Origin of the sequence: Mycobacterium colombiense, assembly GCF_003284935.1 — a bacterium.
GTDB classification, from domain to species: domain Bacteria; phylum Actinomycetota; class Actinomycetes; order Mycobacteriales; family Mycobacteriaceae; genus Mycobacterium; species Mycobacterium arosiense_A.
In genome coordinates this window covers 1-16940 of the sequence record NZ_QMEV01000053.1, presented here as the reverse complement: position 1 = coordinate 16940, position 16940 = coordinate 1, and the positions used below count along the sequence as shown (strand labels likewise).

The window sequence follows — 16940 nt, the reverse complement described above, 5'->3', positions numbered from 1 at the left end:
GGGTTTACACCGCGTTCCCTGTTCCCGGGAACCGGGTGGTGGAGAAGTTCATCGGTATGGCGCGCTTGGCCAGGAGCGACTCCATTGCCACGCTGTCGAGGGGGCGTGACAGCAGAAAACCTTGTGCGCGATGGCATCCCAGGCTGAGCAGCCTCTCGGCCGCGGCCACGGATTCCACCCCCTCGGCGACGACATCGAGCCCGAACGCGTCGGCCAGGGCCATCGTCGAGCGCACGATCGCCAAATCGCCGGCGTTGGTATCCAGATTTTGGACAAACCCTTTATCGATCTTCAGCGAATCGACGGGCAGAGATTTCAGATAGGTCAACACGCTGTAGCCGGTGCCGAAGTCGTCGATGGCGATCTGTACCCCGACGTCCTTCAAGCCGAACAAGGTCTGACGTGTGGCGTCGATATCCTGGACCACAACGCTTTCGGTGATTTCCAGACATACGGTGCTGGGATCCAGCCCGAACTCGTCGAGGGTGGCCGCGACCGTGTCGACGATACCGGCGGTGACGAGCTGCACGGGGGATACGTTGATGCGAAGCACCATGCCGTTGCCGACACCGTGTGACCGCCAGAGCCCGAATTGCGCGCACGCCGAGCGCATTACGAGGCGGCCCAGTTTGGCACCGAGGTTGATCGATTCCACGACCTGGATGAACGAATCGGGCATCAGCAGCCCCAGAGTCGGGTGTTGCCAACGTATTAGCGCCTCGGTGCCGAGGATCTCGCCGGTGCGCATGTCAAACTCCGGGAGGTAGTGCAGCACCAACGCGCCGCCACCGCCCTCGATCATCCCTTCCAGGTGCAGCTCGATGTCGTTGCGGATCATGTCTGTCGTCGACATTTCCGGGCGGAAGGTCGCGACGCTGTTGCCGCCGGACGCCTTGGCCGACCGGGTGGCCTGGTCGACCCGCCGTAGCAGGTCCGACGTGGTCTCGTCCCCGGGTAGGCCGGCCGCGACGCCGATACTCACGGTGCGACTGAGCGTCTCACCGTCGATGGGAATCGGCAGGTGGACCCGATCGTGCAGCGAGCGGGCGAACGTCTCGGCGGCCTCGACATCCATGGCCGCGGCGGGCACGACGCCAAACTCGTCACCGCCGAAACGGGCGATGACGGAGGGAATCTGGGTGGCCTCGCGCAGCAGCGCGGCGAAGTTCTCGATGAATCGATCGCCAGCGTCTTGGCCGAGGCGACCGTTGATGACCTTGAAGCGGTCTATGGCGAGGAACACGACGGAAACCGGCCCGGGCTGCCCCTTCTCGAGCCGGTCGTCGAGGTACGCGATGAGCGCCCTGCGGTTCAGCAGTCCGGTGAGTTCATCGTGCTCAGCGAGGTAGTGAATTTGCTGTTCGGCGACGACGCGGGCCTGCAGTTGCGCGAAAAGCGCGGCGATCGCCTGTAGCGCGTTGAGTTCTTCGGCTAACCATTCACGGTCGCCGAGCTTGCCGAAGGCGAGCGTGCCGGTGGTGACGTCGCCGGACAGCAGCGGAACAGCGGCCAGCGAGACGGCGGGAGCGCCAGTGCCCTCTTCGATCCGGTGCTGATAGTCGGCGTTCTCAGGCTCGGGACGGACCACCTCGGGCGCCTTGAGGTGTTCGGTGCGCGCGAAGATGGAGTCGGCGTCGGCGAAATACACCAGACCGATCGGGTCCGGGTCGGCGTTGCGTGGCGGGAATTCGGCGATGAGGCGCGTCGCGCGGATGGTGTGGTCGTTGTGGCGCAGGAAGCTGAAGTCCACCCCCAGGTCGCGAACCAGGTTGCCGAGCACGCGTTGGCTGATCGCGGCAGAGTCCGCCACGGTGGCCGCCATCAACTCGGCGGCGGCAGCGGTGACCAGGTGGTCCAGGGTGCCCGACATTGCCCTAACCGTAGCGGTAACCGCTGCGCTGCGTTTGGCATTGCATAGGGTGTCTAGCAATGATTCGCTCACGTTGACGCCCGAGTGTGATCAAGACCGCATGGGCTCGGCTCCGATGAGCTTTCTCGACGAGGGAACGCGGCGCAAGCGCGTTAGCTGGTCGGCGCACCGGGCGAGCGACGCGGTCGAATGCGAGCGCGCACCGGACCGCCGGCAATCATGGTGAAGTGCAGCGCGAGCGGAAATTCGTCGTCGAGAGAGCGGATTTCGGCTCCTCGGATGAGGGTTGCCAAGGCGAGCGTCACTTCGAGCATGGCGAAATGGTCGCCGATGCAGGAGCGCGGTCCGCCACCGAAAGGCACGTATTGCCACCGATCGAGCGCCTTGAAGTGGTGGGGACTGAACCTGTCGGGGTCGAACCGGAGGGGATCCTCCCAAAGTTGCGGGTCGCGCTGTACGGCCATCCGCCCAACGATGAGCATGGTGCCCTTGGGCACCCGATAGCCGGCCACCGCGACGTCGCGAGAGGCCATGCGCGTGCCGGTGGGGGCCGGCGGGCACAGGCGAAGCGACTCCCGTATCACCTGCATCGTGTATGCGAGGTGGGGTAGGTCGTCAGACGTCAGTGGCCGATCCGGTAGGGCTGCGACTTCGGCGGCAACGCGCTCTTGGTAATCGGGGTGATGTCCCAGCGCCCAGAGGGCATAGGTCAAGGCCGTCGTCGTGGTGTCGTGGCCGGCGAAGAGGAACATGACCAACTCGTCGCAAATCTCCTTATCGGTCAACCGCTTTCCGGTTACCGGATCCTGCGCCGCGATGAGCGCGTGGACCAGGGGTGCGACTCGTGTCGGGTCGGCGCGACAGTCCCGCAAGATCTCTTCCGTCAGAGCGTGGAGTTTGGCGCTTGCCGATCGGGCGCGCCGCCGCGCCGGTGTGGGCAACCAGCGAGGCGCCCGAAGCGGATTCGTCGCGCGCCTGACCGCGTAGGCCAACGCGACCCGTAGCGGCTCGACAACCTCGCCGGCCCGTTCTTCCAGGTCGAGTCCGAGCACCGACCGGCCAAGCGCGCGCAACGTGATCGTGCGGCATTCGGCGTCCAGATCGATGACGGCGCCCTCCTGCCACCCCTCGCTCACCGATTGCGCCGCCTGTTCCATGTGACCGCCGAACTCGCTCACCCGCTGTTTGGTGAACACCGGCTGTAGGGTGCGCCGACGTGACTTCCATGGCTCGAAGGGAAGATCGGTGAGACTGGCACCGATGATGTGGCGCACCTGCTCGAAGACCGGTGTGGTCTTGTCGACGGAATCGTCTTTGGTACTGAGGATGTCGCGGATGGCTTCCGGAGACGTCGCAAGCACCATCGGTGGCATCAGCCATCGCGGCCCCAGGGTGAAAAAGCTCACCCGGCCGCCGGCGTCTCGCAGCCTTTCCGTTCCCGTGCTGAATTCGCGCACCGCCGCGAGGCGCTGACGAAAGGGCATCGGGTTCACCGGCGGCAGGGGTAAGTACTTGATTTCGTCACTCGCAAGGGCCTGAACCACGCCTACCTCCCGCGGATAATGATGTTGCCTGTGCCGATCCAATGGGACCGCGCAGGCCAAAAGCTTGCCGGCCCCCGCTGACCGGACAAGTATTCCAGCACATCCGTTTCGACGCGGCGAATTCACCGGGCTGCCAGTGAAATTGCAGGGACGGGTTGATAATCATGTACGACAGTTGGCCCAGTGCTCGTCGGTAGCCAGAACCTGACTCGAAATCGATGACGCGGACTCCATGAAAGGTCGAGGGTGAAGAGAATTCGGCCCCTGTGGCGGATGCCCGGCATCGTCTTGCGTGAGCGGTCGCATCCGGCGGGGCGTGAGCGCATTCCTGAGCCGATGGTGGTGGACGACCCGGAGTCGGTGGCCCAGTTTCACACCGGTGGCGGATCCAACCCGGGGATGCTCGCGGTGTACGACTTGTGCGCTCGCGCGCTTGATGCGCTGCTGCCGCCCGGCGGCCACCTGCTGGACCTCGGCGTCGGGTCAGGCCGCGCGCTCAGCGCCGTCCTGCGCCGACGGCCCGACGTTCGGGCCACCGCCGTCGATCTGGCCCCGAACATGCTGTCCACGGCGCGAGAGCTGTTCGACGCCGAGGGCCTGGGGGAGCGTGTCGACCTTCGGCAGGACGACATCACCGCATTGCCGGATCAGATTTCAACACGTCGGTGGGACGCCATCTCCTGCATGTGGACCCTGCATCAGCTACCGGACTTCGACACCCTGCGTGGCGCCCTCCGACAGATCGCCGACCTCCAACGCCGCAGCGGTGCGGCGGTGTGGATTTCCGATTTTCAGCGCCTGCGCGACCCGGAGGCCGCCCCCAAGATGCTGGAGATCGCCGACCCCGCCTCGCCGCCCGTCCTGCGCCAGGATGCCATTGCAAGCGAGGCGGCGGCGTTCACCTTCGCGGAACTGTCGACAGAGCTCGCGGCAGCAGGACTGCACGAAATGCATTGCGGCCATTCGACACCGGTGCCCTATCTGCAGGCGTACTGGACATTCGGGTCGCGCGGCGAACCGCACGGTGTGACCGGCACGCGCGACCCCGCATTGCGGGGGAGGGCCCGCCGCGAGTCGGCCTTGTTGCGGTGGGGATTCACGGCGAAACCGTTCTGAGGTGCTGTGGCGCCGATGGCGCTCGCCGCGCGACGGTGGCACGTCAGAGGCCTTGGAAACGGACCCGGCTCAGGCTGCGGCGACTGGATACAGACGCCGGCGGTGCGGCGGTCAAGCGCAAGGCCAGCACGATGGATTCGTCGGGAGCGGTCGAGGTGAGGCGCACGAAATCGTCTTGTAATCGCGCTAATTCGTCGGCGAAGCCGGCTGACAACTCATGGAGTTCGGCGGCATTTCGCGCGTGCAAGAAGACAGGTGACAACGGCCGGACGGCGAGGCCTTCGCGCTGGGCGACGATCCATACCGCCTCCACGGCCGACCCGCCGCGGACGTAGTCGCTGAGGCGGCCCCCGGTCACGGTGAGCACCGCCAGCGCAGAACTGCCGAGGACTTCGTCGCGCATGCCGTCACCCAAGGCGCTGCCGGCGTTCCAGTCGGCGAGGTAAGCCATGACGTCGGGGCGGCGCACAATGTCCATCAGCGCCAGGTCGCTGGCGTCGAGTTCGAGGGAACGCACGTCGATCCCGGTGTCGGGGTCGGGATCCCCGGGCCAGCGCAGTTCCGAGACCATCTCGGTGTGTAGTTGCCGCGTCAGGTACCGGATGCGGTCGGCCGCACCGAAAATCGTTGCGGCCCGCGAAAGGTCGTCTCGCTCGGTGACTAGGTGCAGACGCGCGCCCTCGCGCTCGGCGGTGACGGCGAGCATTTTTTTCGTGTGATCGTCAAGTGGTTGTGGCGTTCCGCGATGGCGGTTGGTCTCGCGCACGACCATCGGTTCATACAGATCGGCCAGGGCAGGGTCGCTACCGTTTCCGAATTGCATGGTGGCCCGTACCGGCGAACCGTCTACGTCTTCGGAAACGCTCACCGGGCCGAGCATCTGACGGGCGGCGGCGGCGATCCTGACGTTGTACAGGGCGGCCCCCACCGCGACGGCGCTGCCGCGGAAGCCCATGTCCATCGCCGAAGTATGTTCTGGGGCGACGCTTATGGTGAGCCTGGCCGGTTGCGCGTCGATGCACCACGGCTGGCTGTTTCCCCCCGAGGGGGCGCGCATCGCGGCGGCGACGATCGTGTCGTCGACTGCGGGACCGGCCGGGTCGCTTCCCGGTTCGTTGTCACGCGCGGGGTGATGCTGGGGCGTCTCGACTTCGCCCAGTTGGTCGAGCGCCCAGCCGGTGTCGATGCGGCAGCGGCCGGATCTCAGGTCCTCACCCAAGCCGATCCTGCGCACGGCCTCGGCCATTGCCGCGGCGCCCACGATGACATCGGACGCCAACTGCGGCCACGTCGACAGCGATCGGTCGATCTCGAGGAGCGATGCGGCGGTGCGGGGCGAGATGTGCTCGGCTTCGTCGTAACGCAGCATGTGCGGGAGCTTCTCGCGGTTGCTCATGCCCGCCACCTGCTCGACATCGAGCTGGTCCAGCAACCCGTGCATGACGGGACGGTCGGGATTGTGATCGAACCGTTCGACGTCGACCCGCCCCCGGTCGCTGGTCGCCATTAACACGGGAACACGCCTGGCGCGGGCCGCCATCCGCAGGGCGACCTTCATGTCGAGCGAATCGCACTCTTCGATGACGATGTCCAACCCATCCAGAAAGGCGTCGATCGTGTCCGCGGTGATTCCCGCATCGAACACATCCACCGCCAGGTAGGGATCGAGTTCGGCAATCCTGCGTGCCGCGACCTGAGCTTTGTTCAACCCGAGGTCGAACACGGTGGCGGGCACGCGATTCAGATTCGACAGTTCCAGGTGATCGAAATCCGCCAGGCGAAGGCGGCCACACAATCCCTGCATCGCCAAGGTGTGCGCGATGACATGGCCGACGCTCAGACCGGCGACGCCGATGGTCAGCGAGCCGAGCTTGGTCTGTTCCTCAATGGTGATGTTGTTTCTGTTGCGATCAAGTCGTAGCGCCCGAAACCCGTGCGGCCCCAGCACCGCAACGACGGCACGCCGCCACGGGTAGTACGCCCACCGCGTCCCTTCGCCGAGGAGCGTCGAATCCGGCGCTGGGCGCAGGCCGCGCAGATTGGCCAATTGCGCGTCGAGCCGGTCGACGATCTCGACGGCGGGATCGGCGCGCAGCCGCTCCAATATCAGACGGTCGCCGGGCTCATCGGTGTCGAGAATGTGTGCGCTGTACGCGGTTACCGTGCGCTCGTCCATGGTGTTTCGTGTATAGCACCTGACTGGTGTGCCGGCCGCGGTAACGCGGCGTTTGGCCGCTCACTGAGCGATCATGTCGTTCTCCCGCAGCTCCGTTCGCTCGGCGAACTGCCCGCGCCGTATCAGGCTCGTGACCGCGGCGTCCCAGCGCCGCAGCTGTGGCTCGCTGAAGAACGCCTCACCCAGGTAGAGCTCGATATAGGGATGCAGAATGATCGCGCCGATGCGCAAGATGAGCGGGTTGAGCGCCCCCCAATCGGGATCGAGGTCTGCTCGCAGCTTGCCCTGTCGCCCGAACTGTTCGCCCTGGCCCGCGCTGATACCCACCAGCCCGGTGAAGATGACCCAGCCTAATGCGCTGCCCTCGGCGAGCGCACGGCCGAGATAGGTCATCACGTCGGGACGTTCGACCATCAGTGCGGTCAGACGGCGCCCGGCCTCGTTGAGACTGTCGGAGGGCGGCTCGGACAGCGTGGGGGCTTCCAATGCCTCGCTCACCGTCTGCAGGACGTACTGATCGACGGCGGCTGTCAGTGCGGCCTTGGTGCGAAAGTGGTGCTGTATCAGCCCAATCGAAACGTCCGCGGCCTCGGCGATTGCGCGCAGCGTGGTTGCGGCGATGCCGCGAACAGCAAAGCAGCTCAGTGCGGCGTCGCGAATCCGCTCCTTGAGCGTCGGCTCTGCTGGAGGGGGCGGGTCATACGGAAACAGCCGGGTCAGTCCCACGGCCGGACAATACACCCGTATCGCGTCGCGGTACGGGTGTATCGGACAACCGTATCCGCGCATCAGATCCCGTGCGTCACTGCGACTGCCGCTCGAAATGCCGGACCATCTGTTCCCAGTACACCAGCGTCAACGCCATCTGCAGGGCGACGGCGATCAGCGCCGGGAGCAGCCGATGCCGGCGCGCGGCGACTATCCCCACCACGGCGGCCGCCGACGAGGCCGCGCTGACCACCATCGCCGCGTCGCGGGGCCGGCGGGTGATCCACAGCTCCTCGCCCAGCATCGCCCGCGTCGACCATGCGTGATGGTGCGCCGACGCGCCAAACACCACCGGATTGACGGCCAGCCACAGCGCAATCCAGGCCGCGTGGCCCCACCGTCGCGTCCAGACGGGCACCAGGATCAGCGGTGTGCTCGCCCACCGCGTCCATGCGCTCAGCGGGTGGCAGTGCCGCGCGAACACCGCACGCCGAACGCGCGCAACGGAATACACCGGGCTATCGCTTGGCGGTGTTGGAATGCTCGGCCGGCACGACCACCGGGGTGCCGGCGCCGGGCGCGGACGTGGCGGGCAACGGTGTCCGCGGGATTCCCGGCGTGCCCAACTCGCCGGCCAGCCAGGGCAGCGAGGCCGCGAACACCCGGTCCGCGAAAGGCCAGTCGTGCTTGCCGGGCTGCGGGACCACCGCGCAGTCGATTCCGTTGGAACGGCCGATCGCACACAGCGAATAGGCGGCCGCGGTCTGATTGCCGGGATTGGCGGCCGCCTCGCGTCCGGCGAGGCGGATGGCGCCGGTGTCGGCCAGTTGCAGATCACGGCGGGACGGCGGGCCGTCGGACGAAATCGCGAACCAGCCGGCCACGTCGCGATACGGCCCGTGCCGGCTGATCACCGTGGTCGGGTCGAAAGCGGCCCAGGCGTCGGCGCTTCCACCGAACAGCCTGGCGATGGTCTGGGCCTTGTTCCCCGCGTTGGGAAAGAAATCACCGGCGACGTCGACGAACGCGCTGAACAGCTCGGGGTGCATGACGGTCAGATCGACCGCGCAGGTGCCGCCCATGGACCAGCCCGCGACGCCCCAATTCGACCGGTGCGTGCTCACCCCGAAGGTCGAAATCATGAATGGCACAACGTCTTTGGTCAGGTGATCGGCGGCGTTGCCCCGAACCCCGTTGACGCATTCGGTGTCGTTGTTGAACGCGCCGCCGGAATCCACGAACACCAGCACCGGCGCCTTGCCGTCGTGCGCGGCCGCGAAGTCGTCGATGGTCTTGACCGCGTTGCCCGCGCGGGTCCAGTCCGCGGGCGTGTTGAACTGCCCGCCGATCATCATCACCGTCGGCAACGCCGGCGGCGGGGTGGTCGCGAACCATTCGGGCGGCAGGTAGACCAGCTCGCCGCGGTGTTTGAAGTGCGACCCGTCGGAAGGGATCGCCACCGGCACGACGGTGCCGTGCGCGGGCCGGATTCGGCTGGCGGCCATCGCCGTAACGGTGGCCTGATCGGCCTGATCGGGCAGCGGGCCCGACGTCAGCTGGCTCCACGCCGACTGCACGGTGGGGAAGTAGCCGACCCACAGGTTGAGCACCAGCGCCGCGCTGAGCAAGCACAACGGTACGGCCAGCACCGCGGCGCCGCGCCGCCAGCGGCGCGCGGTGCGCCACCCCAGCACCAGCACGGCCGCGGCCATGCCCGTCAGCGTGATCCACAGCCACAGCGCCGCCGGGGCGGGGTCATCGGAGAGCCCGTGGTCGACGATGTACCAGTGCGTGAGGTAGGCCGCGACGCCGCCGGCCAGCGCGGCCACCGGCAGCCACACCGTGCGCCAGCGGCGCGAGCGCCAGCCGACCGCCGCGACCAGCGCCACCGCGGCGAGCGCCTGGATCGTCACCGGCACCCAGCCATGCATCAGCGAGGTGTGGCTACTCGCCAGGAACTGCGCCGCAGGGCTGTCGGTCGGGGCTGTCACGTGACTCATTGTGATCTAAAGTTAACCGGCCTGGAACGGATTCACCCAATGTTCGCTCTGCGCTGCACGGACGTTCGGGGCCGCCGCTAATGCGGCTTGGCCAGCGGAAATGGCAATGTCTCCCGGATGCTGCGGCCGGTTATGAGCATGACGAGCCGATCGATACCCATCCCGAGTCCGCCGGTCGGCGGCATCGCGTACTCCATCGCCTGCAGGAAGTCTTCGTCGAGCTCCATCGCCTCGGGATCCCCGCCGGCAGCTAACAGCGACTGCTCCTGGAGGCGGCGGCGCTGCTCGACCGGATCGGTGAGCTCGCTGTAGGCGGTGGCCAGCTCAACTCCCCAGGCCACCAGGTCCCACCGCTCGGCGACGCCCGGTGCGCTGCGGTGCGGCCGGGTCAGCGGCGACACCGAGGTCGGGAAGTCGATGTAGAACGTCGGCTCCTCGGTCCGGTCCTCGACCAGGTGCTCGTACAGTTCCAGCACCACCGCGCCGGCATCCCATTGCGCCCGATAGGGGATGTGCGCGGCGTCGGACAGCTTGCGCAGGACGGACAGCGACGTGCCGGGGTCGACGTGCTCGCCCAGCGCGTCGGACACGGCGTCATAGACGGTCTTGACCGCCCACACCCCGGAGATGTCGACAGGCTCCAGCCGGCCGTCGCCCCCGGCGCCGCGCCGCAGCACGACCTGCTCGCCGTGCGCCGCCTCGGCGGCGTTCTGAATGATCTCCCGGCAGCCGTCGATCCACACCGTGTAGTCGGCGTGGGCCTGGTAGGCCTCCAACAGGGTGAACTCCGGGTTGTGGCTGAAGTCGACGCCCTCGTTGCGGAAGGCGCGGCCCAATTCGAAGACCCGTTCCACGCCGCCGACGCACAACCGCTTCAGGTAGAGCTCGGGCGCGATGCGCAAAAACAGGTCCAGGTCGTAGGTGTTGATGTGCGTGACGAAGGGCCGCGCGGTGGCACCGCCGTGGATCTGCTGCAGGATCGGGGTCTCGACTTCGATGAAATCCTTGGCGAACAGCGTCTGCCTGACCGAACGCAACACGTCGCTGCGCGCCTTGATCAGCTCGCGCGAGTCGGGGTTGACGGCCAGGTCGACGTAGCGGGTCCGCACCCGCGCCTCCGGGTCGGTCAGCCCCTTCCACTTGTTCGGCAGGGGCCGCAGGCACTTACCGATCATCCGCCAGTCGGCGACGATCAGCGAGCGGCTTCCCTTCTTGGAAAAGCCCATGTGCCCGGACACCTCGATCAGGTCACCCAGGTCGATGGCCGCGGTGAAGTCGGCGGTCCGTCCCCGCTGCAGCTGCGAATTGTCCAGCAGCACTTGCATTTCCCCCGACCAGTCGCGCAGTTGGGCGAACAGCACCCCGCCGTAGTCGCGGATCCGCAGAATCCTGCCCGAGACGGTGATGTCCTCGCGATCGTCCGCGTCGAGCGCCTTGGCGACGGTGTGGGTGGGCGGGACCCCCACCGGATACGCGTCGACGCCGTTGCGTTGCAAGATCTTCAGCTTGGCCAGGCGCACCCGAACCTGCTCGGGGAGCCGAGACCTGGACTCCTCCTCGTCGGCGGACTCGCGGCGCTCCCGCAGGCCGCTGACGTCCGGGGCGCTGCCGTCGTGGTGCAGCAGTCCGGATTCGGCCAGCCTGGCCGGAACGGCGGGGTAATGGCCGGTGTGTGTCTTGCGCCGGCCGAACGGCAGCACCAGGAACCCCTCGGCGAGGGCCGAAGCGACACCGACTCGCGGAATCAGGCGGGCGTCCTCGTAGCAGGCGTAACGCGGCACCCAATCGGGCTGGTACTTCATGTTGGAGCGGTACAGCGTCTCCAGCTGCCACCACCGCGAGAAGAACAGCAGCAGCCCGCGCCACAGGCGGGCGACGGGCCCGGCGCCCAGCTGGGCGCCCTGTTCGAACGCCGAACGGAACATCGCGAAGTTCAGCGAAATGCGGGTGATGCCAAGGGCTTCGCCGTTGAGCGCCAGGTCGCTGACCATCAGCTCGATGGTGCCGTTGGGGGACTGCGGCGAACGGCGCATCAGGTCCAGGGAGACGCCGGTGGTGCCCCACGGAACCAGCGACAGCATCGCGACGACGCCGCCGTCGCGGTCGAGCGCCTCGACCAGCAGGCAGTCCCCGTCGGCGGGGTCGCCGAGTCGGCCCAGCGCCATGGAGAAGCCGCGCTCGGTCTGGGTGTCGCGCCACGCGTCGGCGCGGGCGATGGTCTCGGCCATCGCGTCGGCGGTGATGTCGCGGTGGCGCCGGATCCGCACGGTCAGGCCCGCCCGGCGGGCGCGGGTCACGGCCTGACGGACCCCGCGCATGTCGGGCCCGGAGAGCTTGAATTCGGAGGTCCGCAGGATGGCTTCGTCGCCGAGTTCGAGCGCGTTGAGACCGGCCTCGCGATAGGCGCGCGCCCCCTGGGTGCTGGCCCCCATCACCCCGGGGGCCCACCCGTACGTCTGGCACAGACCCAGCCAGGCGTCCACGGCTTGCGGCCACGCCCTCGGGTCGCCGATCGGGTCACCGCTGGCCAGGCAGACGCCGATCTCGACGCGGTAGGTGACGGCGGCGCGTCCGCTGGGGGCGAAGACCACCGACTTGTCGCGGCGGGTGGCGAAATAGCCCAGGGAGTCGTTCTTGCCGTAGAGCTCGAGCAGCCCGCGGATGGCCGATTCGTCCTCGCCGGTCAGCGCGTTCTCGGCGCGCTGGGACTGGAAGAGCACGATCGTCGCCAAGATCAGCGCCAGCGCCCCGAACAACCCGAAGATCGCGTTGAGGAAGACGTGCGGTCGGCCGGTGAACAGGTCCGGATCCGCGAGCGCGAAGCCGACCACCCGGTTGGCCACGTACGGGAGGCGATCCTGGCGGGCCAGCGTTCCCGGGAACATCTCGACCAGGCCCCAGGACACTGCGATCCCCACCACGTCGCCGGCGACGAGCACCGCGGCCGCCTTGACCAGCGCGCCCTTGCGGACCTTGGCCCAGAACTCCCGGTAGGCCAGCACCAGCAGCACGATCGCCACGATGTGGACGGCGAAGCCGAGGTTCTCGCCGAAAATCTCCGCGGCGGTGTTGTCGCCCGCCGCGATGTCGGCGGCGTTCAGCGCGGCGGCCAGAATCATGTTGGCCAGCAACAGCAGCCAGGCGATGCGCTTGCGTGCGGTCAAGGCCGCGGCCAGCAGGGCCAGGATGAACGACCACGCGATGCTGGTGTCCGGAAAGTTGAACAGGTAGTCGTTGATGAACTCGCGGGGGACCTTGATCAGGTAGCGGATCAGCGGGGACACGCTGCCCAGCAGCGACACCGTCGCGATGACGCCCACGGTCCACCCGGCCGCCGCCGGCACCCAGCGGTACCGCGAGTTCGACCGGCCGCCAGGCCCCGAACGCGGGCCCGAACGAGGACCCGAGCCGGGCCTCGAACCAGGAGATGCGAGTGTCACAGACCGCGAGGATATGCCCTCAATCCGTGAAAAGCTTGTCGAAGCGCTAAGAGTGGCGGCACCGAGTTTGGCGGCTGATTTCGGGCCCGGGTGGCGCCCGTCGCGGCGGGGTCGTCCGGCCGAAGTGCTAAAAGCCACCTCAAGGCTGCTAAACTAGCGGCTGCGACCATCCCGGCGAATGCCAGGAACAGTTAAGTGGAGTCCCACTCCCACCGCCAGCCGATGAAATCCCGTTGCGGATCTTCCAAGGTTAAGCGGTCCGGTCACGGGCATCGCGTATGCCTGTTCCGCGGGTGACGCGGGCGGCTCGGGTAGTTTCCAGCCGCGATCGGTCGGCATTGGGCCCTGCTTGTGCAGGGCTTTTTTGCTAGTGGTGTGGTGTCTCCGCCGCTGGTTCCCGGACCGACCCAGGCGGTCGTCACCGGACATACAAGCCCAACAAGGGAGGCCCCATCAGCACTGAGACCCGCGTCAACGAGCGCATTCGCGTACCTGAAGTCCGATTGATCGGCCCAGGGGGAGAGCAGGTAGGCATAGTGCGCATCGAAGACGCACTGCGCGTCGCTGCGGACGCCGATCTCGACCTTGTCGAAGTTGCCCCGAACGCCAGACCGCCGGTCTGCAAGATCATGGACTACGGCAAGTTCAAATACGAAGCGGCGCAAAAGGCGCGCGAGTCCCGCCGGAACCAGCAGCAGACGGTCGTCAAAGAACAGAAGCTGCGACCGAAGATCGACGATCACGACTACGAGACCAAGAAGGGTCACGTCATCCGCTTCCTGGAGGCGGGATCGAAGGTGAAGGTCACCATCATGTTCCGCGGACGTGAGCAGTCGCGGCCCGAGCTGGGCTACCGGTTGCTTCAGCGCCTGGGAGCCGACGTCGCCGAATACGGCTTCGTCGAAACGTCCGCCAAGCAGGACGGCCGCAACATGACGATGGTGCTGGCACCGCACCGCGGCGCGAAGACACGCGCCAAGGCGCGCCATCCGGAAGGACCCGGGGGCGGCGCGGCACCGGATGCCGACGCCGCCGACGCCGAACCTTCGTCGAACTGACCCAACGCGAGACTTTTTCGAGAGCCCGAGCACCCACCACTCGAGCACTGCATAGAACAGAGGAAACATGCCCAAAGCCAAGACCCACAGTGGGGCGTCGAAGCGGTTCCGGCGCACCGGAACCGGGAAGATCGTTCGCCAGCAGGCCAACCGCCGGCACCTGCTCGAGCACAAGCCGACCAAGCGAACCCGGCGCCTCGACGGCCGCACCACGGTGTCGGCCAACGACACCAAGCGCGTCAACAGCCTGCTGAACGGCTGACCACCGCGCCGGCCAGACCCGCATCGCGAGCTGGCACGGCGACCCGACCAACCAATTGTGAACGAGAGTAGGAACATCCAATGGCACGCGTGAAGCGGGCGGTCAACGCCCACAAGAAGAGGCGCAGCATCCTGAAGGCCTCGAAGGGCTATCGCGGCCAGCGATCCCGGCTCTACCGCAAGGCCAAAGAGCAGCAGCTTCATTCACTGAACTACGCCTACCGCGACCGTCGTGCGCGCAAGGGCGAGTTCCGCAAGCTGTGGATCTCGCGGATCAACGCGGCGGCGCGCGCCAACGACATCACCTACAACCGGCTGATCCAGGGCCTCAAGGCCGCCGGTGTGGAAGTGGACCGAAAGAACCTGTCCGACATCGCGATTGCCGACCCGGCCGCCTTCACGGCGCTGGTCGACATCGCGCGGGCGGCCCTGCCCGAGGACGTCAACGCTCCCTCGGATTCGGGAGAAGCGGCCTAACACGCGACGGCAGGTGCTGACCGAACGTTCGGCCAGGGTCACCGCGGCGGTCAAATTGCACCGCCACGTCGGCCGCCGCCGGGCGGGCCGATTCCTCGCCGAGGGCCCGAACCTCGTCGAGGCCGCCGCCCGCCGCGGCTTGGTTAGCGAGGTCTTCGTCACCGAAGTCGCCCAGCAGCGTCACGCGGCGCTGCTGGCGTCTTTGGCTTCCGCGCGATGCCCGGTTCATCCGGTCACCGAACGCGCGGCAAAAGCGTTGTCCGACACCGTCACTCCGGCCGGCCTGGTCGCCGTGTGCGAAACGCCGGCGACCCGCTTGCACGACGTGCTGGCCGGCACGCCCGCGCTGGTCGCGGTGGCCGTCGAGATCAGCGAGCCGGGCAACGCAGGCACGCTCATCCGACTCGCCGATGCCCTGGGCGCGGCCGGTGTGATCCTGGGCGGCCATAGCGTCGACCCGTACAACGGCAAGTGCCTGCGCGCGTCGGCCGGCAGCATCTTCTCCGTCCCGGTGGTCGTCGCGCCCGACACGCTCGCCGCCGTCGACGCGTTGCGCGCCGCGGGCCTGCGGCTGCTCGCCACCACCGTGGACGGTGAGACGCGGCTCGATGAGGCCGGCGACCTGCTCGGGGCGCCGACGGCGTGGCTGTTCGGCCCCGAATCACACGGTCTGCCAAGCGAAATCGCGGCCGCGGCCGATCACCGGATGCGGATCCCGATGGCCGGTGGGGCGGAGAGTCTCAACGTGGCGTCCGCCGCGGCGATCTGCCTGTATCAGAGCGCCCGCGCGCTGAACCTGCCTACGCGGCCGTAACGGCCCGCTTCGGCCGGCCCCGGCCGGCGCGCAGGCCGGCCAGCGACAGCGTCGTGTGCACCAGGGAGCCGGCGCGTTCCATCAGGGCCCGGGCCGGTTGCAGCGCGGGGTCCAGCGGCGAGCGGGCCGACGGCGGAAAGTAATGCATCGGCAGTCCGCGCCGGTCGCGCGGCGGCGCCATGAACGGCGGGGCCTCCACCAGCGGCGCATCGCTGGGCAACCGCCCCTGGGCGCGGCGGTAGGCTGCCAGCGCGCGCGGGTGCAGCCGGATCTCGTCGGGCACCGCCAGGAAGGCCAGTTCGACGAGCTTGCCGAACAAGCGCAGCAACACCTCGTCGCCCGGTGTCCAGTGCAGTCCGGCCTTCTCGCGGACCGCGGGCTCGAACAATCCCGCCGCGATCCAGCGCTGACCGGCAACCAGCGGCTTGAAGATCTGGTCCCAGATCGGGGTGGGCATCAGCACGAATTTCGGCTTGGGGATTCGCATTTGGAAGATGTCCAGCGTCGCCCGGTTGATCTCCAGCGTCTCGCGGCCCGTGCGCTCCCAGTACTCCTGGAATTCCTCCCAGGTTTCGGGCACGGGGCGCATGCTCATGCCGTACATCCGGTACCACTGGACGTGCTCGGCGAACAGCTGCCGCTTCTCGGCCTCGGTCAGACCGCCGCAGAAGTACTCGGCCACCTTGACGATCAGCATGAAAAAGGTGGCGTGCGCCCAGTAGAAGGTCTCCGGGTTCAGCGCGTGATAGCGCCGCCCGGCGGTGTCGGTGCCCTTGATGGTGTGGTGGTAGCTGGTGATCTGCCGGCCGGTCTGCGATGCCCGGTCGCCGTCGTAGACCACGCCCATGATCGGGTAGACCGACCGGGCGACCCGCTGCAGCGGCTCCCGCAGCAGGATCGAGTGCTCCTCGACGGCCGCGCCGAGTTCGGGGTACATGTTCTGGATCGCCCCGATCCACACGCCCATCATTCCGGTGCGCAGGTCGCCAAAATACTTCCAGGTCAAAGAATCTGGTCCGAGCGGATCGGCGGGTTCGATCCCGCCCGCATGCACAGTGCCAGTCATCGCGGCCTCCTGCTCCGATTGCGCTCACGATAACTTTGACAACGCGCGTTGTCTACGATTTCGGCGATGTGTCGACCCGGGTGTTATCGAGCTTCCACACCGGTGTGGCAGCACCGTGATCAGGCGGTTTGATGCGACGTCTGACACATACGGCACGGCCGTCATTGCCTGCCTGGAAGAAAACCAAATAACCTGGCCAGGTGGAACTCGCGCGTCGCGATCTGGACCCGGGTGAGCCCGAAGAATCCGAGGCGCAGTCCGCTCCGCCGCGCTCGCCTCTGTCGGTGCACAGCGCGAGTCAATGGCTGCACAGCCGCAACCGCAGTCCCGGGGCGGTTGCGTTCATCCGGCGTGCGCGCCGACTGCTGCCCGGCGACCCCGAGTTCGGCGATCCGCTGTCCACGGCGGGC

Annotated in this window: 13 protein-coding genes and 1 pseudogene; 6 read left to right on the top strand and 8 right to left on the bottom strand. The window is 67.5% G+C overall.

Annotated features, from left to right (window positions below; translation table 11 throughout):
• Window positions 1-4: 4 nt before the first annotated feature.
• Together DQP57_RS19985 and DQP57_RS19980 are read right to left on the bottom strand one after the other, a co-directional pair.
• On the bottom strand, window positions 5-1870 hold the full coding sequence (locus tag DQP57_RS19985; protein WP_112634446.1) for a putative bifunctional diguanylate cyclase/phosphodiesterase: 1866 nt from the start codon (window positions 1868-1870) through the stop codon (window positions 5-7).
• Between the two features lie 152 nt (window positions 1871-2022).
• Window positions 2023-3414, bottom strand: coding sequence for a cytochrome P450 (locus DQP57_RS19980; protein ID WP_112634445.1), 1392 nt, complete (start codon window positions 3412-3414; stop codon window positions 2023-2025).
• Window positions 3415-3660: 246 nt separating this feature from the next.
• On the opposite strand from DQP57_RS19980, the gene DQP57_RS19975 reads away from it, so the two are divergent.
• A complete protein-coding gene (locus tag DQP57_RS19975; protein ID WP_240631822.1) occupies window positions 3661-4530 on the top strand; it encodes a class I SAM-dependent methyltransferase in 870 nt (289 codons plus the stop codon).
• A 43-nt stretch (window positions 4531-4573) separates the two neighbouring features.
• On the opposite strand, the gene DQP57_RS19970 is transcribed toward DQP57_RS19975, so the two are convergent.
• The 5 genes from DQP57_RS19970 to lysX all read right to left on the bottom strand — a co-directional run bounded on the left by DQP57_RS19970 (window position 4574) and on the right by lysX (window position 12878).
• Window positions 4574-6706 carry an Rv1355c family protein gene (locus DQP57_RS19970; protein ID WP_112634444.1) on the bottom strand — a complete coding sequence of 711 codons (2133 nt, stop codon included), beginning with the start codon at window positions 6704-6706 and terminating at the stop codon, window positions 4574-4576.
• A gap of 60 nt (window positions 6707-6766) precedes the next feature.
• On the bottom strand, window positions 6767-7432 hold the full coding sequence (locus tag DQP57_RS19965; RefSeq protein ID WP_112634443.1) for a TetR/AcrR family transcriptional regulator: 666 nt from the start codon (window positions 7430-7432) through the stop codon (window positions 6767-6769).
• Between the two features lie 76 nt (window positions 7433-7508).
• Entirely contained in the window at window positions 7509-7928 is a 420-nt protein-coding gene (locus DQP57_RS19960) for a DUF6653 family protein (RefSeq protein ID WP_240631821.1), read from the bottom strand.
• A 4-nt stretch (window positions 7929-7932) separates the two neighbouring features.
• On the bottom strand, window positions 7933-9414 hold the full coding sequence (locus DQP57_RS19955; protein ID WP_205869177.1) for an alpha/beta hydrolase: 1482 nt from the start codon (window positions 9412-9414) through the stop codon (window positions 7933-7935).
• A gap of 77 nt (window positions 9415-9491) precedes the next feature.
• Window positions 9492-12878, bottom strand: coding sequence for a bifunctional lysylphosphatidylglycerol synthetase/lysine--tRNA ligase LysX (gene lysX, locus DQP57_RS19950; protein ID WP_205869179.1), 3387 nt, complete (start codon window positions 12876-12878; stop codon window positions 9492-9494).
• Between the two features lie 428 nt (window positions 12879-13306).
• Here lysX and infC point away from each other — a divergent pair, with 428 nt between their 5' ends.
• The 4 genes from infC (at window position 13307) to DQP57_RS19930 (ending at window position 15464) form a co-directional block, all read left to right on the top strand.
• Entirely contained in the window at window positions 13307-13912 is a 606-nt protein-coding gene (infC, locus tag DQP57_RS19945; protein ID WP_112634441.1) for a translation initiation factor IF-3, read from the top strand.
• A gap of 67 nt (window positions 13913-13979) precedes the next feature.
• On the top strand, window positions 13980-14174 hold the full coding sequence (rpmI, locus tag DQP57_RS19940; protein WP_066882282.1) for a 50S ribosomal protein L35: 195 nt from the start codon (window positions 13980-13982) through the stop codon (window positions 14172-14174).
• Between the two features lie 80 nt (window positions 14175-14254).
• Window positions 14255-14650, top strand: coding sequence for a 50S ribosomal protein L20 (gene rplT, locus DQP57_RS19935; protein WP_007776071.1), 396 nt, complete (start codon window positions 14255-14257; stop codon window positions 14648-14650).
• Window positions 14651-14663: 13 nt separating this feature from the next.
• Window positions 14664-15464, top strand: coding sequence for a TrmH family RNA methyltransferase (locus DQP57_RS19930; RefSeq protein ID WP_112634440.1), 801 nt, complete (start codon window positions 14664-14666; stop codon window positions 15462-15464).
• On the opposite strand, the gene DQP57_RS19925 is transcribed toward DQP57_RS19930, so the two are convergent.
• The gene (locus DQP57_RS19925) at window positions 15451-16530 is read right to left on the bottom strand and encodes an oxygenase MpaB family protein (RefSeq protein ID WP_112634439.1); all 1080 of its coding nucleotides are present in this window, start codon (window positions 16528-16530) and stop codon (window positions 15451-15453) included. The genes DQP57_RS19930 and DQP57_RS19925 overlap by 14 nt on opposite strands.
• Window positions 16531-16730: 200 nt before the next feature.
• Between DQP57_RS19925 and DQP57_RS19920 the strand changes: the two are divergent.
• A pseudogene (locus DQP57_RS19920) lies at window positions 16731-16940 on the top strand (adenylate/guanylate cyclase domain-containing protein); the annotation flags it as partial.

Excerpts from the sequence above, each read along its gene's own strand:
- DQP57_RS19985 (WP_112634446.1), bottom strand. The coding sequence starts at position 1,870 with ATGTCGGGCACCCTGGACCACCTGGTCACCGCTGCCGCCGCCGAGTTG.
- DQP57_RS19970 (WP_112634444.1), bottom strand. The coding sequence starts at position 6,706 with ATGGACGAGCGCACGGTAACCGCGTACAGCGCACACATTCTCGACACC.
- DQP57_RS19955 (WP_205869177.1), bottom strand. The coding sequence starts at position 9,414 with ATGAGTCACGTGACAGCCCCGACCGACAGCCCTGCGGCGCAGTTCCTG.
- rpmI (WP_066882282.1), top strand. The coding sequence starts at position 13,980 with ATGCCCAAAGCCAAGACCCACAGTGGGGCGTCGAAGCGGTTCCGGCGC.
- rplT (WP_007776071.1), top strand. The coding sequence starts at position 14,255 with ATGGCACGCGTGAAGCGGGCGGTCAACGCCCACAAGAAGAGGCGCAGC.
- DQP57_RS19925 (WP_112634439.1), bottom strand. The coding sequence starts at position 16,530 with ATGACTGGCACTGTGCATGCGGGCGGGATCGAACCCGCCGATCCGCTC.